A 22,928-nucleotide genomic window follows, 5' to 3' on the forward strand; every position below is an offset into this window, starting at 1 on the left:
ATATGGGGTTTAGGATGAAAAATAACTGGCAAGTTCAGGATGCTAAAGCCAAATTTAGCGAGTTTTTGAATGCATGCTTGAGTCAGGGGCCTCAAATTGTCACTCGTCGTGGCGAGGAGGCAGCTGTTCTTGTACCAATAGAAGTTTGGAATCAACTAAAAGATAATGCTCGACCAACATTAAAGTCATTGCTGTTGGCTGGTGGTCCCGGAGTTGACTTAGATTTACCTGAGAGAGGAAGGTCTAAGCGCCGTCCAATTGTTAAACTTTAAAAGATTATTCATGTACTTACTTGATACAAATGTTATTTCTGAATTTAGGCGCACAAAACCACATGGTGCTGTTCTGTCTTGGTTAACTAATACGTCTGATTCTGAGTTATTTATCTCTGCAGTGAGTATTGGTGAGATTCAATCTGGAATTGAAAAAACCCGTGAGCAAGATTTAGTTAAGGCAAAAATTTTAGAGGAATGGTTAAATCAAATAGCTGGCCTGTATAGTGTTTTGCCAATGGATGGAAATGTTTTTCGAGTGTGGGCTCAATTAATGCATAGACAATCTGATACTGTGATTGAAGATGCGATGATTGCAGCTACAGCATTAACTCATCGTTTAACAGTAGTTACTAGAAATGTTAAAGACTTCAAAAGATTTAATGTTGATATCCTAAATCCTTTTAAGATTTAGACAATAATTTATTGAATGGTTCATAAATGCTAAAACCTAAAAACATCATCGATCTAGGTATCAACATTGACCACGTTGCCACGCTCAGAAATGCGCGAGGCACGCACTATCCGGATCCTCTCAAGGCTGCTCAATTAGCAGAAGAGTATGGCGCTGATTTGATCACATTGCATTTAAGAGAAGATCGTCGCCATATCAAGGATGCTGATTTGATCGCTATGCGCCCCTTGATTAAGACTCGCATGAACTTAGAGTGCGCTGTCACGCCTGAGATGATTGAGATTGCTTGTCAGGTCAAACCTCATGATGTTTGTTTGGTTCCAGAAAAGCGTCAAGAGGTGACAACTGAAGGTGGTTTAGATGTCATTGGCAATTTTGACAACGTTAAAAGTTCTACCCAACGCCTATTGCAAGCTGGCATCACTGTTTCAATTTTCATTGACCCTGATGAGCAGCAAATCACGAAAGCCAAAGAAACTGGTGCCACAGTGATTGAATTGCACACAGGTAAATATGCTGACACTTCTGGAGCTGAGCAAGCCAAAGAGTGGGAGCGTATCAAGACAGCGGCCAAATTTGCATATTCAATTGGTTTAAAAGTTAATGCAGGCCATGGTTTGCATGAAGGTAATGTTGAGGCAATTGCTGAAATATTAGAAATTGCAGAACTGAACATTGGGCATGCGATTGTGGCTGAGGCTGTCTTTAAAGGTTGGAAGGCTGCGATCCAAGACATGAGAACTCTTATGCTAAATGCCCGCCAACGTGCCATGAACCAGAAGCATTGATCCTAGATATTAAATAACGATAACCATCATGATCGCAGGCATTGGAACAGACCTATTAAAGATTGATCGCCTGAAAGCGGCTTATCAGCGCACCAATGGCCGCTTGGCTGAGCGCATTCTTGGACCTGATGAAATGCAGGTCTTCAAAGGACGTTTGGCTCGCAATGAATCCAGAGGCATGGCTTACTTAGCAACGCGTTTTGCTGCCAAAGAAGCTTTCTCAAAAGCCATTGGTTTGGGTATGCGCAGCCCGATGTCTTGGCGAGCCATGCAAACCTTGAATGATCCGAGTGGCAAGCCCATCATCAAGTGTTCTGGTCGCTTACAAACATTCATGGAAGAGAAGTTCTTCACAGCTCAAGTCAGCATCACCGATGAAGTTGATATGGCCATGGCCTTTGTGATTGTGATTTATGGAACCCCTGTTGTCTCTGGTGTGACTGATCCAAAAGATCTTTCTGGCTCTTGATCTTGTAATGACAAAATTGATCAAATAAATAAGCAAATAAACAAATAAACAAATAAATAAATCATTCATCTAAAACTATATGAGCAAATTAAATTCATTCAAAGCAGGCCCCATCGTTCTTGATGTTCTTGGCAAAACTCTTAGCAAAGAAGATATTCGCCGCATTGCTCATCCTAAAACTGGCGGTGTGATTTTATTTGGACGTAATTATCAAGACAGAGCCCAGTTAACTGCTTTAACCAAATCCATCAAGGCGATTCGCAGTGATGTGATGATCAGCATTGATCATGAGGGTGGTCGTGTGCAGCGTTGCAGAACCGATGGCTTTACACATTTGCCTGCTATGAAAAAGTTGGGTGATATTTGGGTGAACTTCGGCAAGAAAGCCACCGCAGAGCACGCTTTAAAGGCCATGGAGGCTGCAACAGCAGCTGGCTATGTGTTGGCAACAGAATTAAGAGCTTGTGGCGTGGATTTTAGTTTCACACCTGTGTTGGATTTGGACTTTGGTCGCAGTGGTGTGATTGGTGATCGTTCGTTTCATCGTGACCCACAAATTGCAGCCACACTGGCTAAGAGCTTGAATCATGGTTTGCAATTGGCGGGCATGGCGAACTGCGGCAAACATTTTCCAGGACATGGTTTTGCCGAAGCAGATTCGCATGTGGCCATTCCTGTCGATGAGCGTTCTTTGAAGCAAATCATGAGTGATGATGCAAAACCTTATGAGTACTTAGGTCTTGGTTTGGCATCAGTGATGCCAGCTCACGTCATTTATCCGAAGGTTGATAAAAATCCAGCAGGCTTTTCTAAGATTTGGTTACAAGATATCTTAAGAAAGCAGTTACAGTTCACTGGTGTGATTTTTAGTGATGATCTATCGATGGAAGGTGCTTCAGTAGCTGGAAGCGTGGTCAAAGGCGCTAAGCTAGCTCTTCAAGCAGGGTGTGATCAAGTGTTGATTTGTAATCGCCCGGATTTGGCAGATCAGTTGCTCAATGAACTGACCTATGATGAAAAAGCGTATCAAGTGTCACGCGCAAGGGTTCAGAAATTGATGCCAACATCTGTTGCGATGTCTTGGGCGGAGTTACAAGCCAGTCCGGATTACCTAAGAGCAAAGCAACTTCTTAAACAGCTGAAATTGATTGCTTAAGGGATTAAGCGGGCCTGACTCTAGCGGTCAATGATTCGGCGCCGCCACGATCTTCTAATTCAGATAGACGCAAGGCTTCATGCTCGAATTCAATGATGCCGGAGGTGAGGCGGTTGCGATCCAATGAGATCACATACGTCCAAACCAAACTGCGGTCTTTTCTTTTAAATACGTCGACTATTTTTTTCATAGTTAGGCTTAATAAAGCTCCTTTTAAACTACCAATAAATTAACACAAACTACTAGATATAGTTATAAGTGTTTCCCATAACCCTAGCTATTGTGAAACTTACACCCTAGATTGACATTTAAGCCATTTTTAATATATATTAATATATATTGTTGTTGAATAAATTAATAAGTACTTAAAAAGGAAGGCAAAAATGTCAGAACAAGTCCAAAACAAGGGTGGGGAGTCCTCTGGTTGGAGTCCTTATCTAGCTGGAGCATTGGTGGGGCTCTTGGCAATCATTTCGGTTTACCTCACCACGACTTTGATGGGTAAGTCTAACTATCTAGGAGCTTCAACAACGTTTGTGAGAGCGGCTGGTTTGTTATTCCAAAGTGTGGATCCAGCTCACGTTGCTGAAAATGCTTACTACCTCAAAGAAAAAGTGAAGGTGGATTGGCAGTTCATGATGATCATCGGTATTTTCTTTGGTGCCTTGATTTCTTCATTGATGGATAAAAGTTTCAAGTTAGAAGCAGTTCCACCAACATGGGAAAAACGTTTCGGTGCGTCGGTTGGTAAGCGCGCCATTTTTTCATTCTTGGGTGGCATTGTTGCAATGATTGGCGCACGCATGGCCGATGGTTGTCCAAGTGGTCACGGATTGAGCGGCATGATGCAGCTTTCCATGAGTTCATTCATCGCCTTGGCTTTCTTCTTTGGTGCCGGTGCTTTAGTTGCTAACTTGATGTACAGAAAGGGGCAATAACATGTCTACAGAACAAATATTAGGATTGGTGACAGGTATCTTTTTTGGCTTCTTATTGCAAAAAGGCCGTGTACTTCGTTACGACAAACAAGTGGGTGCAATGCTGTTTAAAGACATGACGATTTTTAAGTTCATGTTGTCAGCAATCATCGTGGGTATGTTTGGTATTTTGGCCATGCATGACATGGGCATCATCAAACTCAGCCATAAAGCCATGAACGTCGGTGCTATTTTGGTGGGCGGCTCATTGTTTGGTATTGGTTGGGCAGTGATGGGCTTTTGCCCAGGCACATCGGTTGGTGCGATTGGTGAAGGCCGTTGGCACTCTGTATTTGGTGCGATTGGCATGATTGTGGGTGCTGGTATTTATGCTGAGTTATTCCCATTCTTTAAATCCACCGTTTTATCTTGGGCTGATTTTGGCAAGATTGGTTTGCCTGAAGTATTGGGTATCAATCACTGGGTGATTGCTGTGATTTTCACGATCATCACTTTGATCATGTTCAGATGGTTTGAGAAAAAAGGCATCTAAGCACATCAGCTTTAAAAAATAAAAGCCACTGCATGGGTGACAATCTATGCGGTGGCTTTTTATTTTCTTGCACTCTTTTGGCTCATGAAAACAAATCTTCTCGTTGAGTTATCCACAGAAAATGTTGATAACTACTGTTGAATTCAACTGAAACCTTCTCGATTCAAGATGCTAGGTTGTTTGCTTAAAAATTAATCAATATGCACCAAAGAAAAAACCACTCCGCAGAGTGGTTTTATTCTGATTTTTTACACATTCAATCAATTGGATTGAATGCCTAACAACATCAATTAGTTAGCGCGGCTGCGGTATTCGCCAGTGCGTGTATCGATCTCGATCTTGTCACCTTCGCTGCAGAACAATGGAACTTGTAGTTCGTAGCCTGTAGCAATCTTTGCATTCTTCAATACACGGCCTGAGCTTGTGTCGCCCTTAACAGCTGGCTCTGTGTAAGTGATTTCACGAATAACAATGGTTGGCAATTCAACAGACAATGCTTTACCTTCGTAAAAAACTACTTCAACTGGCATCGCATCTTCTAAGTAATTCAAGGCGTCACCCATGTTGTCTTTTTCAACTTCATACTGGTTGAATTCTGTGTCCATGAATGCATACATTGGATCTGCGAAGTAAGAGTATGTGCACTCTTTGCGCTCCAAGATCACAACTTCAAATTTGTCATCAGCTTTAAAAATGCCTTCGTTAGGTGCTTCGGTGATCAAGTTCTTGAACTTCATCTTCACCACTGCAGCATTACGACCTGAACGGCTGTATTCTGATTTCTGAATCACCAAAGGTTGGCCATTCAACATTACAACGTTACCTACGCGGAGTTCTTGAGCAATTTTCATCGCGATATTTCCTGAGATTTCACAAAGTCTAAGATTTTACCCTCTAAATGACCTAAAGCTACTAACTTATCGGCCCAGTCCTTGGAATGCTGGGTCAAAGCATTTAAATGAGGCCACCAGCCTTCAGCGGGAGCCCATTTCATGGCTGACATGCCAAAAGCTCTCAATTCGGGGGAGGCGCCTTCAAAATAACGGTCTAAAAACGCTTCTAATTTGATTTCATGAGCCAAATCAGACTGCGGATAGATGTCCCAAATGAATGGTTTGCCTGCCCATTGGGCGCGAACAAAAGAATCTTCTCCACGGACCAAGTTCATGTCGCAAATAGATAGTAGGTAATCGTAGTCCTCTTGAGGGATGAAGGGCAGTTGAATTAACTTCACTGCCGAACCTTCTAAAGAAAATACTTTTTGTGTTGCAGCTGACACATTTTGATCTGCACACAAAAACACGTCGACCTGATCACCATGAGCAAAGGCAGTTTGGTTTACTGAGCTGAGCCATGCATCCAAAGGCGCTTGTTTGTAATTGAAAACAGATATTTTTTTAGATGCAGGTCGACATGACTGAAGCACCAAAGCCAAAGAGTTGGGCGGTGATGTCTTTTTATCAGAAGTAACTTCGTGCCAATCACCTAAGAGCACACCACCTGTTTTAGGGGTGAAGCCTGGGAAATAAAAATACTTGTTAAGCCCATTGTTTTGTGGCGATGGCATCAAGTGCATGTCGTCTGCCCAAGTTTCTGCCGTGAGGTATTCAAGATTGATCCAAATCGGTGCCTGATTAGACGCCTTTTGAACCATGGCCTCAATATAGGGTTGCGGTAAGTGACAGGCAAAGGCCTCAATCACCACATCACCCACTGAAGCTAAAACAGCTGGTGATTCAGCAGCGGACCAAGGTAAGACCTCGATGCCTAAACTTGCCCCATGAGCCACGGCATCTCCATGGGCGATCACATTTAAAACATTTAAATCATCGCAAAATAAACGAATACGACTATCATCACATTCAACAGAACTTACAGTATTAACAGATGAGGACGATAATCGTGACAAGGCCCTGGCCAGACGCCAGCAAACACCAGCATCACCATAGTTATCGACGATTTGACAAAAGATATCCCAACGCATGTCGAATGAGACCCCTGAATCCCTCTTAAATGATGTTAAAAAATTACCTGGTTTGCCAGGTGTTTATCGCTTTTTCGATGAAGCAGGACAAATCTTATACGTTGGCAAGGCCAAAGACTTAAAAAAGCGCGTCAACAGTTATTTTCAGCGCAATCTGTCATCGCCGCGCATTGAGCGCATGGTCACCAGAATTCGTTCATTAGAGACCACAGTTACTCGCACAGAAACCGAAGCTTTGATTCTAGAGAACAATCTGATCAAAGAACTGTCACCGCCATTCAACATCTTATTCAGAGATGATAAGTCTTACCCGTATGTGATGCTCTCTGGTCATCAGTATCCACGTTTGGCTTATTACCGTGGCCGGGTGGATAAGCGCCATCAGTATTACGGACCGTTTCCGAATTCATGGGCGGTTAGAAACAGCATTCAGATTCTGCAAAAAGTGTTTCAAATAAGAACCTGTGAAGACACTATTTTTAAAAATAGAAGCAGACCTTGTTTATTGCATCAGATCCATCGGTGCAGTGCGCCTTGCGTGGGCAGAATCACCGAGCAAAATTATGCTCAAGACATCCAAAAGGCTGTTCAATTTTTAGAGGGTGATCACGCCAGTGTCATGGCCGAGTTCGAGCAGGCGATGCAGTCCTACAGTGACAACATGCAGTTTGAACAAGCTGCCATGATGCGCGACCGAATCGCTGATTTGTCACAAGTGCTACAACAACAATCCATGGACACTGTGGCTGATGGTGAAGGCGATGTTGATATCTTGGCCATTGCGATGAAGGGTGGCTTGGCTTGTATTAATTTGGCCATGGTGCGAGGTGGTCGTCATTTGGGTGATAGAGCTTACTTTCCAAAAATGGGGCGCTTCAAAGAAGATGCCATGCCCAATAGTGATGAAGTCATGCAAGCATTCATCACCCAACACTATTTGAGTGATGACGCTGAATCTTTGAAGCTCATTCCTAAAGTCATGGTCATTCAAGACTTCAGTGATTCTCCAGAAAATGATGAGTTACAAGAGCTTCTAAATTCCAAAGCCAATAAAAAGGTACAGATCCTCAAGCAACCGCAAGGTCAACGCAAGCATTGGTTGATCATGGCGCAGAACAATGCTGAATTGGCTTTGACGAAACGACTCACAGAAGCTGGTGGGCAAGAAACCAGAACGCGATCATTGATTGAGGTGCTCAACCTTGATCTTGAAAATGCTGAAGATTTGCGCATTGAATGTTTTGACATCAGCCACACCTCAGGTGAAGCCACTCAAGCCAGTTGTGTGGTTTATCAAAAGCACGACATGCAAAGTGGCGAGTACCGCCGCTTTAATATCAATGACATCATTCCAGGTGATGACTATGCGGCGATGCGCCAAGTGCTTCACAGGCGTTATGCCAACTTTCAAGAAATACCTCCTGAGAAACAGCCTCACATTGTTTTAGTCGATGGTGGTAAAGGGCAGGTCAGTATGGCCAAGGAAGTCTTTGATGAATTGGGTTTGGATATTCACATGATTGTCGGCATTGCCAAAGGTGAGGGTAGGAAAGTTGGTTTAGAAACTCTCATCTTTGCTGATCAACGTGAACCCATGACCCTCGGCTTAGAAAGTCCTGCACTTTTGCTCACTGCTCAAATCAGGGATGAGGCTCATCGTTTTGCTATTACTGGCATGAGGGCCAAGAGACAGAAAACCAGAAACGTCTCGCGCCTAGAAGAGATTGAAGGCATAGGGGCTAAGAGACGTCAAAAACTTTTGGCTCGATTCGGTGGACTAAAAGGCGTCACCAGTGCCACCATTGAAGAGCTTCAGCAAGTGGAAGGTATTTCAAAGGCCTTGGCTGAGATTATTTATAAACAATTGCACTGATGCATCACTGATTTACAAAACTGCTTCAAGTCCTTTTCTTTCTAGTAAGTGAAGTAGTTTTAGTGATGAGCCACTCGGATGCTTTTCTCCAATTTCCCATTTTTGAACTGTAGACAAGCTGGTATTTAAAACTGCTGCCAGTACGGATTGACTCAGATGCAATTGGCTTCTGAGTTTACGAATCTTTTTGCTGTCATAGTCAGGTATTGGCTGCAGGCACAGCAAATTGTATTTATGCATTTTTCTTTTATCTATAAAGCCTAATTCATGTAAGTCATTTGCTGTTTCATGAACGGCGGCCAAGATGTCTGTTTTAGCCTTCACTTTACGGACCATGGCAAATCTCCTCTAATTTTCCTGCTGCAATAACTTCTTTGATCTGGGATTGATAACTTGTTTACTATATCACTTAGTCATATAGTAGTTAGAAGGGTTATTTTTGGATGAGGTAAATCTTATTGAATAGCGCTTCAAAGTATCTCAAGCATAAGAAATTCCTTTATCCTAGCGTCATGCCCTTTAATTTACCGATCTTCCTCACTTGGTTACGCGTTGCGACCATACCTTTGGTGGTTGGTATCTTTTACTTGCCTGAATCTTGGTTGAGTATTGATGAGAAAAACCTGTGGGCAACTATTTTCTTTGTGGGTGCAGCCATCACAGATTGGTTAGATGGTTATTTGGCTCGTAAGTGGGGTCAGGTATCTGCTTTTGGCGCATTCTTAGATCCAGTCGCAGACAAACTCATGGTGGCCGCAGCTCTTTTAGTACTTCTTAACTTTGATCGTGTAGAAGTTTGGGTGGCATTGGTCATCATTGGTCGCGAAATCACAATCTCAGCTTTAAGAGAGTGGATGGCTCAAATTGGCGCATCGAAGAGTGTGGCCGTGCACTTTGTGGGTAAGCTCAAAACAGCTGCCCAACTGATAGCGATTCCATTCTTGCTCTTTAACGACACATTGTTCAATCTATTCCATACCAAAACGATTGGTAAGCCTTTGATTTGGATTGCTGCTGTTCTGACAGTTTGGTCGATGTTCTATTACCTACAGAAGGCTTGGCCGATGATCAAGGCCAAAGCGGACCTTTGATCAATTAATGATTAAAAGTCAGTAAAAACAACGACTTTGATATGGGTAGTAGCCATAGCCTAAGAAAGATAAAAAGCCCATTTATTTGACATGGGCTGAAATTATGGTAAAGTAACGGTCTTGTTGTTATGCGGGATTAGCTCAGTTGGTAGAGCGATACCTTGCCAAGGTATAGGTCGAGAGTTCGAGCCTCTTATCCCGCTCCAAATTACGAGGGAAGCTTAACCAGCTTCCCTTTTTAATTTAACAACTCATCCCCGGCGGGATGGCAGAGTGGTTATGCAGCGGCCTGCAAAGCCGTGTACCCCAGTTCGATTCTGGGTTCCGCCTCCAAAAACAATTAAATTGTTCAAATATTTTTGTGACTTTTTTTAATTAAGTTGAAAACCTTATAGCCATAGCGCCAAGAACAATCATAAAAATACTTAGTAAACGTCGGCTGTTGATTTTTTCATTTAAAAACCAAGCTCCAAATAAGATAGCAAAAAGAACAGATGTTTCTCTAAGTGCGGCGATTGCAGCAACAGGCGCTACAGTCATGGCCCACAATGCGATAGAGTAAGAGGTGATTGATGCGGAAGCACCCCCAAGTGCATAAATCCACCGCTTTTTTGCATATTCAAAGGCCACTTTCTTTTTAAGTAAAAATACCCAAGCACAAAACAACCAACCATCAATGGCAAATAAGGATGCAATATATTGAATGGGATTTTCAGAGATTCTTATGCCAGCTGCATCTGCTAGGGTGTAGGATGCAATCAAAATTGCATTAAGCATCGCGATTAGGATTGCATGCTTGTGTCGCATCAAGCCTGCTGAAATCCCAATTAATATAACTCCTACGCAAATTAAAAAAACGCCAGACCATCCCCAAATACTCATAGTGCTTTCGGGGATAATAAAATAAGATCCAATAGCCACAAACAAAGGGGCAGTTCCTCTCATGAGGGGGTAGGCAAGACCCAATTCCCCATGGTGATAAGCGTTGGCTAACGTGAAGTAGTATCCCAAATGTATCAACACTGAGATAAGTAAAAATGGCCAGCACTCCTGAGGAGGTGCTCCAAAATAAAACGCAATTGGCATTGCAATAATTGAGCAAAATAAATGTATTAAGCCGGTTTCTAAAGTTTTATCGGTACTTGATTTTACGGAAACATTCCATCCCGCATGAAGCATTGCACCAGCAAGAACTAATAAAATAAGTTGCCAAGTCATGGTAATGAGCCATTATCTATTTTTAATTTTGAAACTATTTCTAAAAATGCTTTTACAAGTCGAGCATCCTTTCTTTCTTTGAGACAAACGACATGAGCATGCGTATAGATTGATGCGTCAGAAAATGGAATTTTACAAATATCAGGATCAGGAATGTACTCAAATTCTGAAACTACACTAACCCCAATTCCCTTAATGACTGCTTCGCGAATTGCTTCTCGACTTCCAATTTCCATCATAATTTTTGGATACACTTTCTTTTTTCGACATAATTCGTCAAAAGCTTTTCTAGTGGTTGAACCATCCTCTCTCAAGATCATAGGCTCATTGTTAAGTTCGTTAAGCTTGATTGTTTTTTTATTGGCAAATCGATGATGCTTGTTGACAAAAAGAACAATGGGGTTTGTGCTGTAGGGCGTTGATAGAAAAGTGGGATCATCTGTGAAGTGTGCCAGCACGGCAATGTCCGCATCATAGTTTTTAACCATATTTAGAACGGACTCAGAGTTACCAACTTGCACTCTGACTTTAATGTCAGGAAATTTTTTATTGAAGCTGGTTAGCATCTCAGTGACATGAAAAGGTCCTACTGCGCTGATAGTTAGTTGACCAGTTTTTAAATCACCTGCATCTTTCAAAAAGTGAATGGCTTCATCTTCAATAGCAAATATTTTTTGAGTTAGGGTAAATAATTTATCTCCGAGTGGAGTAAGTTTTACTGAATGCCCCTTTCTAACAAACAGCTCAATTCCATAAGATTCCTCAAGAAATCTAACCTGAGTAGTTACTGTGGGTTGGCTGATATGTAGTAATTTTGACCCTCCAGTAAAACCACCAGCCTTTGCTACCGCATGGAATGACCGTAATTGTGTCAATCTCATCAAATTTCCTTTTTAAATGCTGTTGTGCACCAATTTCAGTATAGATTTTTTGAATACCTTTGTACTAATAAATGAATTTGTCCTATATATTTTTACCTTATAGAGTTCAGCAGTGGCAAGAAAAATTTGAAATAAATTTGGTGTGGCTTTGTTTACTCAATCTAGGAGAAGGATTATGAAAGTCAGAAATTTGTTTTACAAGACACTTTTTAGTTTTTTAACTGCAGGGTTCTTAGTCAGCCCTCTTGTTGTTCATGCGCAACAAAAAGAAATAACAATCGGACTGATACCATCCGAAGATTCCCGGGCAATGATTGCGCAAAGTAAAGCCATGATGGATAAATTATCTGCTGCCCTTGGAATGCCGGTAAAGCCATTTGTTGCTGCTGATTACAACGGAGTCATTGAAGCGCTTCGGTCTAAGAGATTAGACGTAGCATATTTAGGACCTTTTTCTTATGTTCTAGGTGCAACTATTGCTCCAATAGAAGCTTTTGCTGTAGCTGAAACAAAGAAAGCTGGTAGAACTTCTTATCAAAGCGTCATCATTGCTCATAAAGATAGTGGCATTAAATCGCTTGATGACCTGAAAGGTAAAACCTTTGCTTTTGTTGATCCAAGTTCAACTTCAGGCCATTTATTTCCTAAAGCTGGATTAATTAAATCAGGATTTAATCCTGATAAAAATCTTGGCAGAGTGATTTTTTCAGGATCTCATGATTCAAGTGCTATTGCAGTTCAAAATAAGAAAATTGATGCAGCAGCCGTTGCCGATCGAATTCTAGATGCCGCAATTTCAAAGGGAATAGTCAAAAAAGAAGATATTGTGATTGTCTGGAAATCAGATCCAATTCCAGAGTCACCAACGGTATGGAGAAAAGATCTTTCACCAGAATTGAAAAATAAAATTCAGGCGGCATTCCTGGAAGTTAAGGATATTCCTTGGTCAGATCAGGGAACACTTAACGGATTTCATCCAACCAATGATGCTGCTTACGACATTATTCGTGATACAGCCAAAATTTTAAATCTTGATTTGAAGAAAATGAAATGATTGAAATTAAAGGCTTAAATAAAAATTTTGGAGATTTTGCAGCGCTTTCTGATATCAATTTATCGGTAGCTCAAGGTGAATTCTTGGTTATTCTAGGGCCTTCTGGGGCAGGTAAGTCTACTTTACTACGTTGCATTAATAGGCTCACAGAACCCAGCAGCGGAAAAATCATAGTTTGCGGACAGGAATCATCCTCCGATTCTGCAGGTTTAAGAAAGCTAAGATGTAATGTTGCAATGATTTTTCAGCATTACAACGTGGTACCTCGTTTAATGGTCTTGAAAAATGTTTTAACTGGAAGGCTTGGTTCTATGCCATCTTTTCTTTCCTTGTTTCAAATTTTTCCTAAAAAAGATGTAGAGATAGCAAGGCAATGCTTAAAAAGGGTTGAATTATTAGATAAGGCTAGACTCAGAACCGATACATTGTCAGGTGGGCAAAAGCAACGTGTTGGCATTGCGCGAGCTCTAGCACAAAATCCTAAAGTCATTTTGGCTGATGAACCAGTAGCTAGTCTAGATCCAAAAACATCAAGAACAGTTCTTAATTATTTAAAACAGGCAAGTAGCGATTTGGGCATTGCAGTTATTTGCAATCTACATCAAGTTGATTATGCAAAAGAGTTTGCTCAAAGAATTGTGGGTGTTTCTGCTGGAAGGATAGTCTATGACGGGCCACCTGAGGAGTTAACAGATGAAATACTCCAAATCATTTATCCAGATGGTGACACATCAGTTGAATCACCACTTAACGACTGAGATTGTGCAAAATTTAAAAGGATAAAAAATGAAATTTGGAAGATATAACTTACTGCTTAATCCGCCTGCAGGACGTATGGGTTGGGGTATTTATTTGATTATTGCGCCCTTGGTAATTGTTGTTCTGGGATGGGCTGCTGATGGCAGCAAATTAAGTCTAGCTGAGCTAATTAAAGGTGGGCCTTGGGTTGTTGATTTTTTGACAAGAATGCTACCCCCCTAATTGGGGATTTGCTGAAAAGTTAGTAACGCCGGCTCTGGAGACTATTCAAATTGCAATTTGGGGTACTTTGTTGTCGATAATTTTGGCCACACCCCTATGTTTTATGGCAGCCAGAAACATAGCTCCCAATACTTTTATTTTTCATTTCGTAAGGCAAATTTTTAATATATCTCGAGGTATTAATGAAATTATTTTGGCATTAATTTTTGTGGCTGCAGTAGGTCTTGGCCCATTTGCTGGAGTCATTGCACTCGCTATTCATGGCGCAGGTATGCTGGGTAAATTTTTTGCAGAATCAATTGAGGAGATTGATCAAGGTCCTATTGAGGCTCTTAGATCTACTGGAGCTGGGCCATTACAAGTAATTATTTTTGGTGTTATTCCTCAGGTAATTACTGCGTGGATTGCAGTATGCCTTTATAGATTTGAAACTAATTTACGTCAAGCAACCGTTCTTGGAATGGTTGGCGCTGGAGGGATTGGTTTTGAATTGGTTGGCAGCATGAAATTATTCCAGTATCAAGATACTGCAATGTGCATTGTCGTCATTATTGCAATGGTAATGATTGCTGATTTAACTTCTAATAAATTACGTCATTTGATTCAACAGGGCAATCGAAAATAATAAGGTTTTTATGAGTCGTCAATATCACAATCCAGTAAAAATTTATTTTGGTATCGGAGAGTTACAGAATCTAAAAGCGATTCTTAATGGCAGGAAAGCCTATTTAGTAATTTTTCCAGAAGCCAGAAATCTAGGCTTACTTGAGAAAATACAAAAAATTCTAGGAGATCTGTTAATTGGAATTGAAGAGAATGTATTTCCTAATCCAGATGTTTCTAATCTTAAAGAAGGTTATCATAAATTTTGGGCAAATTATTCTGATGCCAATGTTATTTTGGCAGTTGGCGGTGGAAGCGTGATTGACACAGCAAAATCATTAATGGTTGGAACAAAAAATAAATGTTTTGATGACCTTGTTAATTTGTTATCTAAGGGAAGTTCTTTTGAACCGTATGAAGTAAGACCGCTTATTGCTATTCCAACAACTGCCGGTACAGGCAGTGAAGTGACTCCTTGGGCCACTATTTGGGATAAAGAAAATAGTAAAAAATATTCATTGCATTTGCATGAAACATGGCCCGAAGCTGCGATCATAGATCCACAGCTCATGCTTAGCTTACCTGGGGGTGTCACTTTGCAAAGTGGCTTAGATGCTCTATCTCATGCCCTTGAAGCTATTTGGAATAGAAATGCTAATCCGATATCTGATACTTTTGGAGTTTCAGCTGCAAGGGATGTAATTAAAGTTTTACCAAAGTTAATGCTTGATTTAAGTAATGTTCATCTGCGAACAGACATGGCTCTTGCCGCTCTAAAGGCTGGAATGGCATTTTCAAATACTAAGACCGCTTTAGCGCATTCTATTTCATATGACATGACCTTGAATCATGGATTGCCTCATGGTATTGCATGCTCATTTACGTTGCCAATGGTCTTAAGTAAGGCAATTGGCCACAGCTCTGATAGAGATTTAGTTCTTAGTCAAATTTTTGACTGCTCGATTCAAAAAGCACCAGAAAAGCTACTTAATTTTCTGCACGAACTTGGAGTGAAAACAGAATTTCATGATTATGGAGTCTCCGCATTAGAGGCCAATCTAATGATCAATAAAGCATTGGAAGGTGTTCGCGGGAAAAATTTTATTGGTGCAATTTAGTGAGATTTTTATTAATAACTAACTTTTTAACAAGAATTAATTGAGGAAAATCATGAAGAATCCAATTGAAGTAAACGGAAGGGTGTATCAATGGATGCAGGAGCCTTTAGTTGTTGTATGTATAGATGGATGTGAGTTTGACTATTTAGCGGAGGTTGTGAAGACTGGTAAAGCCCCCTTTTTGAAAAGTATTTTAAAAGATGGGTATGCATTTAAGGGGGATTGCGTAGTCCCATCATTCACAAATCCAAATAATCTCTCAATTGTCACAGGTCAACCTCCGAGTGTTCATGGTATCTGCGGTAATTTCTTTTTTGATCCCGATTTAAAACAAGAAGTAATGATGAATGAGGTTAAGTATTTGCGAGCTGAAACTGTGTTGGCAAAGTTTTCTCAACAAGGCGCAAAGGTTGCTGTTATTACTGCAAAAGATAAGCTACGAAAATTACTTGGTCATCAAATAGTTAATGGAATTTGTTTCTCATCTGAAAAGGCTGATCAATGTACGGTTGAAGAAAATGGCATTTCAAATGTTCTTGAAATGGTTGGTCTTCCGCTTCCTTCGGTATACAGCGCAGATTTATCAGAATTTGTTTTTGCGGCGGGCGTTAAGATCATGGAATCATCTCGCCCAGAGTTGATGTACTTATCAACTACTGACTATATTCAACATAAGTATGCGCCAGGTACTGATGGGGCTAATAATTTTTATATCATGATGGATCGTTATTTATCTCAATTAGATGCTTTAGGTGTGACTATTGCAATTACAGCTGATCATGGAATGAATGCAAAAACAAAATCAGACGGCACGCCTAATGTGATTTATTTGCAAGACTTAGCTGACCATGTTGTTGGACAAGGCAATGCGAGAGTTATTTTACCAATTACGGATCCATATGTTGTTCATCATGGTGCATTAGGTTCCTACGCTACGATTTATATAGATAAAGTTCATCAAGAAAAGTTGATAAACAATCTCAATTCAAAGGCAGGCATATTTAAAGTTTTAAATAATGCGGAAGCCTGCGCTGAATTTGAACTTCCTAATGACCGAGTGGGTGATCTAGTTATCGTCTCTGACAAAAATGTTGTTCTAGGTACTTCGGAGTCGAGACATGATTTATCTGGTCTTGATGCTCCTTTGCGGTCTCATGGCGGGATTTCTGAGCAAACGATTCCTTTGTTATTTAATCGTCGACTCAATAAGCAGCCTTCAAAGCGCATGAGAAATTTTGATATTTTAGATCTTTCTTTAAATTGTTTGGATGCGCGTAGCTAACTACTTTTGGTTAACTTAATTTAATTGGATTATAGGTATGAATATGTCTGTGGTTGAAGAGGCTATGCGCATTGAAGGAAAAAAAATTATTGGAAAACAATTAATTAATGTTTTTAATCCCTTTGATAATTCTTTAGTTGGAACTGTTGCCAAAGCATCGTTAGATGATATTAACAGGGCCATTAAGTTTGCAAAATCATATAAATGCACACTAACAAGATTTGAAAGAGCTGAAATCTTAAAGTCCGCAGCAAAATTACTTGCGGAAAGAAAAGAAGAGGCTTCAAATTTAATTACTCTTGAATCTGGTTTGTGTAAAAAAGACTCCTTATATGAAATTGGTCGTGTATCAGATGTATTAAATTTTTCTGCATCGGAGGCCCTTAAGGATGATGGTCAAGCATTCTGGTGTGATTTAACTCCGCATGGAAAAAAAAGGAGAGTTTTTACACAGAGAGACCCTCTGTTGGGCGTAATTACTGCAATCACACCGTTTAATCATCCAATGAATCAAGTGGCTCATAAGGTAGCTCCATCAATTGCTTCTGGTAACCGAATGGTATTAAAGCCATCTGAAAAAACTCCTCTTGCGGCATATTTTTTGGCTGATATATTGTATGAATCAGGATTACCTCCTGAAATGTTACAGGTATTAAATGGTGATCCATCTGAAATAGCGAATCGATTAATTACACATCCTGATGTTGATTTAATTACATTTACGGGTGGTGTTGAGATTGGTAAAAAAATTGCTAGCATTGCCGGATACAAAAGGTTAATTCTTGAGCTTGGCGGAAACGATCCTTTGATTGTTATGGAAGATGCTGATTTAGATGAGGCATCTTCGTTAGCTGTTAATGGATCATATAAAAATTCAGGTCAAAGATGTACTGCCGTTAAAAGAATTATGGTTCATGAATCTGTTGCTGATGAGTTTGTTCATCTTTTGGTTGAAAAATCTAAATCATGGTCATATGGCAATCCCATGGATTTAAATGTAGATATGGGAACAGTTATTGATGAGGATGCCGCGATCCTTTTTGAATCAAGAGTTAATGAGGCAGTTAAGTCCGGAGCTGTTTTACTTCTTGGCAATCATCGCAGTGGAGCCTTGTATTCACCCACAGTTTTAGATAGAGTAAAGCCTGAGATGGACATAGTTAAATTTGAAACCTTTGGTCCTGTATCCCCCGTGATCCGCTTTAAAACAATTGATGAGGCTATTCATTTGGTTAACAGTACTGCTTTTGGTCTCTCCTCAGCAGTTTGTACAAATCGCCTTGATTACATCACAAAGTTTATTTCTGAATTACAGGTTGGTTCTGTGAATATTCGTGAAGTTCCAGGATATCGTTTGGAGTTAACTCCGTTTGGTGGAATCAAGGATTCCGGCCTAGGTTACAAAGAGGGTGTGCAAGAAGCGATTAAGAGTTTTACCAATATTAAAACTTTCAGCTTGCCTTGGTAGATTTATTGCAGATTATTGAGAATCATTTTAAAAATCATGGGGTACTCAAAATAGCCTAGATTTTCTATTATTATTTTCGTTTTATGTGGACTTGGGTATAGCTTTTTGAACTGTCGGTTTTCCCGACATTTGTCATGGCTCCAAGTGTCGATGCCGTTCGACATCCAGTACATTCCATTTGATGCCAAGTTCGAGTCTGTAAATTGGACATCGAACTTTAGGCATGGTTAGACCTTGTAAAAAATACTGTTATAAATCATCACGATATCTGCAAAGCCGTGTACCCCAGTTCGATTCTGGGTTCCGCCTCCAGTTTTCTCAAACACCCACTTCAAAGTAGACTCAAGCTAAACTACGAACCTCAAAAGTTTGTAATTGATTAAGCTCATCCACCTATTGATAGTCCAAAAAATGAAACTAAAACTAACTAGCCAATTACTTCTGATTGATTTGGTATTGCAGTTATTGCCGGTCGCCTACTTTGCTTTTAGTTCACCATCATTTGCGGAAAATAGTCTAAACGGTCCATTGGTCCAGGCAGCTTTTTACTTATTCATCATTTGGAAAATATCTAGCGGAAGTAACGCGGCCAGATATCTATTCTTGGCTTACACGCTTGTGATTTTCTTGCCATTGAGCGTGCTGTTCTTGATGCAGAGTAGCAGTGTTGGTATGGCTCTACTTGTATTGATTCAAATAGCTATCAAGGCTTATTGCGTGTACCAACTATTTTTCACGCCAACAAAGTTGGCTTTCAACAAAGTTGAAGAAGAAAGTGAATTTCCTAAATTCTGATGATCAGCATTTCTGCTGATCATTAAATTTCACTTAGTTACTTGATCAGTTGCTCAAAGGCGCTGATCAGTGACTCTGGTTCTTGGGCGCCTTGTAGTAAATATTCTTCATTAAGAATCAGTGACGGCACTGACTGAATCCCCAAGTTCTTATAAAACTCTTCTTCAGCTTTAACTTCTGCAGTGAACTCATCACTGGCTAATATTTCAGCAGCTCTGTCTTTATCCAGTCCTGCTCGTACCACAGCGTCTAAAACATTCTTTTCATCATCAAGGCTAACAGCTAGAACAAAATAAGTATTGAGCAGCTCTTTTTTCAGAGTCGCTTGTTTCTCAAGATCACATTCATTGGCAGCCCAATAGAGCAAGCGGTGACTATTGAAGGTGTTGTAAACACGTTTGCGACCATCTGGATGGAACTTGAACCCAGCTTCAAGAGCTCTGGCTCTGATCCGTGCTTGATTGGTTTTCACCTGTTCAAGACTCAAGCCATACTTTTGAGTTAAATGTTCCATGGCATCTTGGCCACCAGGAGGCATATGAGGATTCAGCTGAAAAGCACGAAAGTGAACTTTAAAATCTACCACAATCTCTAACTGAGCCATGGCCTGGGATAAGTTGCCGAAACCAACGGCGCACCAAGGGCAGGCGATGTCGGAAACAAAGTCGATGGTGATAATTGGTTTCATGAAAAATTAGATATGTAGGAACATTTATACATTCTACTGATGATTCGTAATCATTACCTTCACTACATCTATAGCAAATCCCTCTTTTTATACTTTTTTTGTTCAATTAATGGCAATTCCTCGCTGAATAGCCGTTTTGTTAAGACTCTCTTAATCTTGATTTTTTAGATTATTAACATTGAAGTGAGGTGCGTTATGAAAAATAGCTTAATTAAGAAAACTTTATGGATTTTATTGGGTGCTTGTTGCACAAGTACGTGGGCATTGGATGCAACTACGCTAGAAAAGCAATATGCGGCCCAAGCCAATCAGGCACCATCTGTTTCGAGAGGTGAGCAGTTCTTTCAGTCCAAACATGGCAAGGAATGGAGTTGTGCGTCTTGTCACAAATCTCCACCCACTAGCGATGGGCTTCATGCTTCTACAAATAAATCAATAGCTCCTTTAGCCCCGGCTTTCAATGCCAAAAGATTCACGGATGAAGCCAAGGTCAATAAATGGTTCAAAAGAAACTGTAATGATGTCTTGGGAAGAGAGTGCACAGTTGTAGAAAAAGCAGACGTCATGGCTTATCTAAATTCCTTGAAGAAATAATCAGAGCCCACCATGAAAAAAACTTATCAACAATTAGCCACATTCATTTTGATTACTTTCTCTTCAACTCTTTGGGCAGATGGAAACATGCTGCCATTAAAAATCCCAGAAAAAGTGACCACAGAGTGTGCTAGTTGCCACATGCTGTATGCCCCAGGTTTTTTACCCAAAGAATCTTGGCTCAGAATCATGGGGGGTCTTGATAAACACTATGGTACGGATGCTTCATTAGATCCTCAGTCTGTAAAAGAAGTTTCTCAATGGTTGGTGCAATACTCAGGAACATACAAGCGTGTCAATGGTGCACCTCCCAATGATCGTGTCACTGAAGCTGCTTGGTTTGTCAAAAAGCACAGAAAGATATCAGAGCAAACCTGGAAAAGAGCCAGCATCAAAAGTAAGGCTAACTGTATGGCTTGTCATACAACTGCCGACAAAGGGCAGTATGACGATGAGTTTGTAAAGGTGCCTCAATGATTCATCAATTATCAAAAAGAATGATGTCTTGGGATGCCGCAGTCATGGTGTCTCATTGGCTCTTAGCCATATGTTTTCTGGGGGCCGTTATTACTCAAGACAGTGAAAAGTTTCGCTTAGCTCATGTCACCATGGGATACACCATGTTTGGCTTGGTTGTTTTTCGTCTTATCTGGGGAATTATTGGCGGGAAGTACGCCAGATTTAGCACTATTTTTCCAAGACTTAAAAAAGTCATGACTTATCTTCGCTCTTTATTCACTTCTCAGCCAGAAAAGTTCATTGGGTTTCATGCCGTTGGTTTTTTAACTGCTTATATCCTATTGGCGGTCATATTGATGGTGACCATCAGTGGCTATTTGGTCTATGAAGAGATTGGGCCTGATTTATTTGAAGATCTTCATGAAACCTTGGGTAATTTACTCATGGCCATTGTTGCGATTCATGTGGGCGGTGTATTAATTCATGCCGTATTAGAGAAAATCAAAGCTAAAGTCTCACTTCAATCAAACGCCTTACCTTCTCGAGTAAGGCCCTACAAATGGATGGCTGGAATCATTTTGATGGCCGTGACATATTTCTGGATGACGCAAATCAGACTTTAAATTGAGGGTGGCTAAGACCATGCGCTAATTTGCATGGTCTTAAACTACAATCAAATGCTGTTTTCACTCCTTTAGAAATCACAGCCAATAAAAGTGCCTGCAAACAATAGCTTTGAATGTCGTGTTCTCGATAGCATTCATCTGGTCTCAAAAGAGAGTTGGAATCATCTTTTGGGGAAAGACGCGACGCCTTTTTTGCGCCATGAGTTTTTAAGTGCCCTAGAAGATTGCGCTTGTGTGGGTGGCAACACTGGTTGGCAAATAGCGCATCTGGCCATTTACGATGCTAGTGATAAAAGCCCCATCGGTTTGATGCCGCTGTATCTAAAAAGCCATTCTTACGGTGAATACGTTTTTGATTGGTCTTGGGCTGAAGCCTACCAACAGCATGGGCTGGCGTACTACCCTAAAGCTCTTTGTGCCATACCATTCACGCCAGTCAGGGGTGCGCGCCTACTGGTTGGTGAGAGTGATCGTGCGGATGCAATAAAAATTCAGCTGGTCGAGCAATTAAAACAATTGTTGGTGCAAAACGACATCTCGTCAGCGCATGTTTTATTTGCTGATCAAGACACTCAAGAGCTTCTGTTGAAGCAAGGTTTTATGGCCAGAGATGCTGTCCAGTTTCATTGGAAGAACCATGCTTATCAAAGCATGGATGACTTCTTGAGTCAGCTCAATATGAAGCGCCGTAAAAATATTCGAAGCGAACGTTCTCAGGTGCAAAAATCAGGCATATCGTTCCGGCATATTGATGGCCCGGATGCTGCTGAAGAAGATTGGGCATTTTTCTACCGTTGCTACGCAAACACGTATTACGAACACCGCTCATCACCTTATTTGAGTGAATCATTTTTTCAAATGCTGGCCCAATCCATGCCTGAAAATCTTCATCTGATTGTGGCGCATAGAAATGAGCAAGCAATTGCCGCCTCTTTGCTCTTCGTTGATCATTCGGGAAGTACTAAAACTGCTTATGGTCGATATTGGGGTGCATTGGAGCATGTGCCTTGCCTACATTTTGAAACAGCCTACTACCAAGCGATTGAATATTGCATCAGTCATGGTATTGATGTTTTCGAAGGAGGGGCTCAGGGTCAGCACAAAATGGCCAGGGGGTTCATGCCCGTCAAGATGCAATCTGCGCACTGGATCAAAGACCCTGAGTTCTCAAAAGCAGTTGAGCGTTTTCTGGCTCGAGAGAGCAGTGGGATTGAAAACTACATTGATGAACTGGCTGAACACTCTCCGCTTAAAGCAAGTGGCGTGACTCTATAAATATTTGCTAAAGTATGATGATGTTCAAACAATATTCCATGCATCGATTGAGTCAGCAAATTGCTTTGCTGGGATTGGTCTTGCTAAGTGGTTGTGCCTCTTTGACGCCACAGCAGATCACTGAACGTGTCGATGCCATGAGTGACTTTCAGCTTTGCTTAGGAGCGCAAACAGGTCTGGATAGCAGAGCGTTTGATTTAAATGATGTGATTGTTACTGCTGCTAAAGATCGTATCGCGCAGCGCAAGCTCGATTGTTCTAGCAAGCATGATGAGATCGTGCGCTTTTTGGTGACATCTCTTAAGCAAGAACAGAAATACCGAGAAATCTATTTCCCTAGATCGGGTTTTTGGCGTTTTTAAAATATC

Annotated in this window: 27 protein-coding genes, 2 tRNA genes and 1 pseudogene; 23 read left to right on the forward strand and 7 right to left on the reverse strand. The window is 40.8% G+C overall.

Features of this window, described 5'->3' with window-relative positions; genetic code table 11:
• Positions 1–14 precede the first annotated feature (14 nt).
• The 5 genes from GQ367_RS02885 (at position 15) to nagZ (ending at position 3,100) form a co-directional block, all read left to right on the forward strand.
• Positions 15–272, forward strand: coding sequence for a type II toxin-antitoxin system Phd/YefM family antitoxin (locus GQ367_RS02885; RefSeq protein WP_215291319.1), 258 nt, complete (start codon positions 15–17; stop codon positions 270–272).
• A 10-nt stretch (positions 273–282) separates the two neighbouring features.
• Positions 283–687 (forward strand): type II toxin-antitoxin system VapC family toxin, encoded by a 405-nt coding sequence (locus GQ367_RS02890; RefSeq protein ID WP_215291321.1) that lies wholly within the window; start codon positions 283–285, stop codon positions 685–687.
• Between the two features lie 26 nt (positions 688–713).
• Positions 714–1,475: a pyridoxine 5'-phosphate synthase gene (pdxJ, locus tag GQ367_RS02895; RefSeq protein ID WP_215291323.1), complete on the forward strand. Its 762-nt coding sequence runs from the start codon at positions 714–716 to the stop codon at positions 1,473–1,475.
• 28 nt (positions 1,476–1,503) lie between these two features.
• Complete coding sequence (gene acpS / locus GQ367_RS02900; RefSeq protein ID WP_215291325.1) at positions 1,504–1,944, forward strand: holo-ACP synthase; 441 nt, start codon at positions 1,504–1,506, stop codon at positions 1,942–1,944.
• A gap of 79 nt (positions 1,945–2,023) precedes the next feature.
• The gene (gene nagZ / locus GQ367_RS02905; protein WP_215291326.1) at positions 2,024–3,100 is read left to right on the forward strand and encodes a beta-N-acetylhexosaminidase; all 1,077 of its coding nucleotides are present in this window, start codon (positions 2,024–2,026) and stop codon (positions 3,098–3,100) included.
• Positions 3,101–3,104: 4 nt separating this feature from the next.
• Here nagZ and GQ367_RS02910 read toward each other — a convergent pair whose 3' ends face one another.
• Complete coding sequence (locus tag GQ367_RS02910; protein ID WP_215291328.1) at positions 3,105–3,290, reverse strand: hypothetical protein; 186 nt, start codon at positions 3,288–3,290, stop codon at positions 3,105–3,107.
• A gap of 193 nt (positions 3,291–3,483) precedes the next feature.
• Here GQ367_RS02910 and GQ367_RS02915 point away from each other — a divergent pair, with 193 nt between their 5' ends.
• Together GQ367_RS02915 and GQ367_RS02920 are read left to right on the forward strand one after the other, a co-directional pair.
• On the forward strand, positions 3,484–4,038 hold the full coding sequence (locus GQ367_RS02915) for a YeeE/YedE thiosulfate transporter family protein (RefSeq protein WP_215291329.1): 555 nt from the start codon (positions 3,484–3,486) through the stop codon (positions 4,036–4,038).
• Between the two features lies 1 nt (position 4,039).
• Positions 4,040–4,570, forward strand: a complete 531-nt coding sequence (locus GQ367_RS02920) for a YeeE/YedE thiosulfate transporter family protein (RefSeq protein WP_215291331.1) — start codon at positions 4,040–4,042, stop codon at positions 4,568–4,570.
• Positions 4,571–4,860: 290 nt separating this feature from the next.
• Here GQ367_RS02920 and efp read toward each other — a convergent pair whose 3' ends face one another.
• A complete protein-coding gene (efp, locus tag GQ367_RS02925; RefSeq protein WP_215291333.1) occupies positions 4,861–5,421 on the reverse strand; it encodes an elongation factor P in 561 nt (186 codons plus the stop codon).
• On the reverse strand, positions 5,418–6,554 hold the full coding sequence (earP, locus tag GQ367_RS02930; protein ID WP_215291335.1) for an elongation factor P maturation arginine rhamnosyltransferase EarP: 1,137 nt from the start codon (positions 6,552–6,554) through the stop codon (positions 5,418–5,420). The genes efp and earP overlap by 4 nt, the downstream gene beginning before the upstream one ends.
• Between earP and uvrC the strand changes: the two genes are divergently transcribed.
• Positions 6,553–8,427 (forward strand): excinuclease ABC subunit UvrC, encoded by a 1,875-nt coding sequence (uvrC, locus tag GQ367_RS02935; RefSeq protein ID WP_215291337.1) that lies wholly within the window; start codon positions 6,553–6,555, stop codon positions 8,425–8,427. The two genes, earP and uvrC, sit on opposite strands and share 2 nt — an antisense overlap.
• 12 nt (positions 8,428–8,439) lie before the next feature.
• Here uvrC and GQ367_RS02940 read toward each other — a convergent pair whose 3' ends face one another.
• On the reverse strand, positions 8,440–8,763 hold the full coding sequence (locus GQ367_RS02940) for a DNA-binding transcriptional regulator (RefSeq protein ID WP_215291339.1): 324 nt from the start codon (positions 8,761–8,763) through the stop codon (positions 8,440–8,442).
• Positions 8,764–8,939: 176 nt separating this feature from the next.
• On the opposite strand from GQ367_RS02940, the gene pgsA reads away from it, so the two are divergent.
• From pgsA to GQ367_RS02955, 3 genes are all read left to right on the forward strand, one after another.
• The gene (pgsA, locus tag GQ367_RS02945; RefSeq protein ID WP_215291341.1) at positions 8,940–9,518 is read left to right on the forward strand and encodes a CDP-diacylglycerol--glycerol-3-phosphate 3-phosphatidyltransferase; all 579 of its coding nucleotides are present in this window, start codon (positions 8,940–8,942) and stop codon (positions 9,516–9,518) included.
• Between the two features lie 130 nt (positions 9,519–9,648).
• Positions 9,649–9,724 (forward strand) — tRNA-Gly (locus GQ367_RS02950).
• Between the two features lie 53 nt (positions 9,725–9,777).
• Positions 9,778–9,851, forward strand: a tRNA-Cys gene (locus tag GQ367_RS02955).
• Positions 9,852–9,893: 42 nt separating this feature from the next.
• On the opposite strand, the gene GQ367_RS02960 is transcribed toward GQ367_RS02955, so the two are convergent.
• A complete protein-coding gene (locus GQ367_RS02960) occupies positions 9,894–10,736 on the reverse strand; it encodes an EamA family transporter (RefSeq protein ID WP_251370199.1) in 843 nt (280 codons plus the stop codon).
• Positions 10,733–11,617, reverse strand: coding sequence for a LysR substrate-binding domain-containing protein (locus tag GQ367_RS02965; RefSeq protein WP_215291343.1), 885 nt, complete (start codon positions 11,615–11,617; stop codon positions 10,733–10,735). Before GQ367_RS02965 ends, GQ367_RS02960 begins: the two co-directional genes overlap by 4 nt.
• A 175-nt stretch (positions 11,618–11,792) precedes the next feature.
• Here GQ367_RS02965 and phnD point away from each other — a divergent pair, with 175 nt between their 5' ends.
• The 7 genes and pseudogenes from phnD (at position 11,793) to GQ367_RS03000 (ending at position 18,918) form a co-directional block, all read left to right on the forward strand.
• Positions 11,793–12,671 carry a phosphonate ABC transporter substrate-binding protein gene (gene phnD / locus GQ367_RS02970; protein WP_215291344.1) on the forward strand — a complete coding sequence of 293 codons (879 nt, stop codon included), beginning with the start codon at positions 11,793–11,795 and terminating at the stop codon, positions 12,669–12,671.
• Positions 12,668–13,429: a phosphonate ABC transporter ATP-binding protein gene (phnC, locus tag GQ367_RS02975; protein WP_215291346.1), complete on the forward strand. Its 762-nt coding sequence runs from the start codon at positions 12,668–12,670 to the stop codon at positions 13,427–13,429. Before phnD ends, phnC begins: the two co-directional genes overlap by 4 nt.
• 76 nt (positions 13,430–13,505) lie before the next feature.
• Positions 13,506–14,277 (forward strand): annotated as a pseudogene (phnE, locus tag GQ367_RS02980) (phosphonate ABC transporter, permease protein PhnE).
• Positions 14,278–14,287: 10 nt separating this feature from the next.
• Positions 14,288–15,373, forward strand: a complete 1,086-nt coding sequence (gene psrA / locus GQ367_RS02985; protein ID WP_215291348.1) for an iron-containing alcohol dehydrogenase PsrA — start codon at positions 14,288–14,290, stop codon at positions 15,371–15,373.
• 52 nt (positions 15,374–15,425) lie between these two features.
• Positions 15,426–16,655: a phosphonoacetate hydrolase gene (gene phnA, locus GQ367_RS02990; RefSeq protein WP_215291350.1), complete on the forward strand. Its 1,230-nt coding sequence runs from the start codon at positions 15,426–15,428 to the stop codon at positions 16,653–16,655.
• 37 nt (positions 16,656–16,692) lie between these two features.
• Positions 16,693–18,123, forward strand: a complete 1,431-nt coding sequence (phnY, locus tag GQ367_RS02995) for a phosphonoacetaldehyde dehydrogenase (protein ID WP_215291352.1) — start codon at positions 16,693–16,695, stop codon at positions 18,121–18,123.
• A gap of 411 nt (positions 18,124–18,534) precedes the next feature.
• Entirely contained in the window at positions 18,535–18,918 is a 384-nt protein-coding gene (locus GQ367_RS03000) for a hypothetical protein (protein ID WP_215291354.1), read from the forward strand.
• 37 nt (positions 18,919–18,955) lie between these two features.
• Here GQ367_RS03000 and GQ367_RS03005 read toward each other — a convergent pair whose 3' ends face one another.
• On the reverse strand, positions 18,956–19,606 hold the full coding sequence (locus GQ367_RS03005) for a DsbA family oxidoreductase (protein WP_215291356.1): 651 nt from the start codon (positions 19,604–19,606) through the stop codon (positions 18,956–18,958).
• 195 nt (positions 19,607–19,801) lie between these two features.
• Between GQ367_RS03005 and GQ367_RS03010 the strand changes: the two genes are divergently transcribed.
• The 5 genes from GQ367_RS03010 (at position 19,802) to GQ367_RS03030 (ending at position 22,922) form a co-directional block, all read left to right on the forward strand.
• A complete protein-coding gene (locus GQ367_RS03010; RefSeq protein ID WP_215291358.1) occupies positions 19,802–20,200 on the forward strand; it encodes a DUF1924 domain-containing protein in 399 nt (132 codons plus the stop codon).
• Between the two features lie 12 nt (positions 20,201–20,212).
• A complete protein-coding gene (locus tag GQ367_RS03015) occupies positions 20,213–20,677 on the forward strand; it encodes a diheme cytochrome c (RefSeq protein ID WP_215291359.1) in 465 nt (154 codons plus the stop codon).
• Positions 20,674–21,282 carry a cytochrome b/b6 domain-containing protein gene (locus GQ367_RS03020; RefSeq protein WP_215291361.1) on the forward strand — a complete coding sequence of 203 codons (609 nt, stop codon included), beginning with the start codon at positions 20,674–20,676 and terminating at the stop codon, positions 21,280–21,282. The genes GQ367_RS03015 and GQ367_RS03020 overlap by 4 nt, the downstream gene beginning before the upstream one ends.
• 93 nt (positions 21,283–21,375) lie before the next feature.
• Positions 21,376–22,560 carry a GNAT family N-acetyltransferase gene (locus GQ367_RS03025; RefSeq protein WP_215291363.1) on the forward strand — a complete coding sequence of 395 codons (1,185 nt, stop codon included), beginning with the start codon at positions 21,376–21,378 and terminating at the stop codon, positions 22,558–22,560.
• Between the two features lie 20 nt (positions 22,561–22,580).
• Positions 22,581–22,922, forward strand: coding sequence for a hypothetical protein (locus GQ367_RS03030; RefSeq protein WP_215291365.1), 342 nt, complete (start codon positions 22,581–22,583; stop codon positions 22,920–22,922).
• Positions 22,923–22,928: the final 6 nt, after the last annotated feature.

It is taken from the genome of Polynucleobacter sp. MWH-CaK5 (assembly GCF_018687615.1).
In the GTDB taxonomy this organism is placed as follows: Bacteria; Pseudomonadota; Gammaproteobacteria; order Burkholderiales; family Burkholderiaceae; genus Polynucleobacter.

What these genes read in the sequence shown, in the direction of transcription:
- GQ367_RS02885 (WP_215291319.1), top strand. Translation starts at nt 15, where the DNA reads ATGAAAAATAACTGGCAAGTTCAGGATGCTAAAGCCAAATTTAGCGAG.
- GQ367_RS02890 (WP_215291321.1), top strand. Translation starts at nt 283, where the DNA reads ATGTACTTACTTGATACAAATGTTATTTCTGAATTTAGGCGCACAAAA.
- pdxJ (WP_215291323.1), top strand. Translation starts at nt 714, where the DNA reads ATGCTAAAACCTAAAAACATCATCGATCTAGGTATCAACATTGACCAC.
- acpS (WP_215291325.1), top strand. Translation starts at nt 1,504, where the DNA reads ATGATCGCAGGCATTGGAACAGACCTATTAAAGATTGATCGCCTGAAA.
- nagZ (WP_215291326.1), top strand. Translation starts at nt 2,024, where the DNA reads ATGAGCAAATTAAATTCATTCAAAGCAGGCCCCATCGTTCTTGATGTT.
- GQ367_RS02910 (WP_215291328.1), bottom strand. Translation starts at nt 3,290, where the DNA reads ATGAAAAAAATAGTCGACGTATTTAAAAGAAAAGACCGCAGTTTGGTT.
- GQ367_RS02915 (WP_215291329.1), top strand. Translation starts at nt 3,484, where the DNA reads ATGTCAGAACAAGTCCAAAACAAGGGTGGGGAGTCCTCTGGTTGGAGT.
- GQ367_RS02920 (WP_215291331.1), top strand. Translation starts at nt 4,040, where the DNA reads ATGTCTACAGAACAAATATTAGGATTGGTGACAGGTATCTTTTTTGGC.
- efp (WP_215291333.1), bottom strand. Translation starts at nt 5,421, where the DNA reads ATGAAAATTGCTCAAGAACTCCGCGTAGGTAACGTTGTAATGTTGAAT.
- uvrC (WP_215291337.1), top strand. Translation starts at nt 6,553, where the DNA reads ATGTCGAATGAGACCCCTGAATCCCTCTTAAATGATGTTAAAAAATTA.
- earP (WP_215291335.1), bottom strand. Translation starts at nt 6,554, where the DNA reads ATGCGTTGGGATATCTTTTGTCAAATCGTCGATAACTATGGTGATGCT.
- GQ367_RS02940 (WP_215291339.1), bottom strand. Translation starts at nt 8,763, where the DNA reads ATGGTCCGTAAAGTGAAGGCTAAAACAGACATCTTGGCCGCCGTTCAT.
- pgsA (WP_215291341.1), top strand. Translation starts at nt 8,940, where the DNA reads ATGCCCTTTAATTTACCGATCTTCCTCACTTGGTTACGCGTTGCGACC.
- GQ367_RS02960 (WP_251370199.1), bottom strand. Translation starts at nt 10,736, where the DNA reads ATGACTTGGCAACTTATTTTATTAGTTCTTGCTGGTGCAATGCTTCAT.
- GQ367_RS02965 (WP_215291343.1), bottom strand. Translation starts at nt 11,617, where the DNA reads ATGAGATTGACACAATTACGGTCATTCCATGCGGTAGCAAAGGCTGGT.
- phnD (WP_215291344.1), top strand. Translation starts at nt 11,793, where the DNA reads ATGAAAGTCAGAAATTTGTTTTACAAGACACTTTTTAGTTTTTTAACT.
- phnC (WP_215291346.1), top strand. Translation starts at nt 12,668, where the DNA reads ATGATTGAAATTAAAGGCTTAAATAAAAATTTTGGAGATTTTGCAGCG.
- psrA (WP_215291348.1), top strand. Translation starts at nt 14,288, where the DNA reads ATGAGTCGTCAATATCACAATCCAGTAAAAATTTATTTTGGTATCGGA.
- phnA (WP_215291350.1), top strand. Translation starts at nt 15,426, where the DNA reads ATGAAGAATCCAATTGAAGTAAACGGAAGGGTGTATCAATGGATGCAG.
- phnY (WP_215291352.1), top strand. Translation starts at nt 16,693, where the DNA reads ATGAATATGTCTGTGGTTGAAGAGGCTATGCGCATTGAAGGAAAAAAA.
- GQ367_RS03000 (WP_215291354.1), top strand. Translation starts at nt 18,535, where the DNA reads ATGAAACTAAAACTAACTAGCCAATTACTTCTGATTGATTTGGTATTG.
- GQ367_RS03005 (WP_215291356.1), bottom strand. Translation starts at nt 19,606, where the DNA reads ATGAAACCAATTATCACCATCGACTTTGTTTCCGACATCGCCTGCCCT.
- GQ367_RS03010 (WP_215291358.1), top strand. Translation starts at nt 19,802, where the DNA reads ATGAAAAATAGCTTAATTAAGAAAACTTTATGGATTTTATTGGGTGCT.
- GQ367_RS03015 (WP_215291359.1), top strand. Translation starts at nt 20,213, where the DNA reads ATGAAAAAAACTTATCAACAATTAGCCACATTCATTTTGATTACTTTC.
- GQ367_RS03020 (WP_215291361.1), top strand. Translation starts at nt 20,674, where the DNA reads ATGATTCATCAATTATCAAAAAGAATGATGTCTTGGGATGCCGCAGTC.
- GQ367_RS03030 (WP_215291365.1), top strand. Translation starts at nt 22,581, where the DNA reads ATGTTCAAACAATATTCCATGCATCGATTGAGTCAGCAAATTGCTTTG.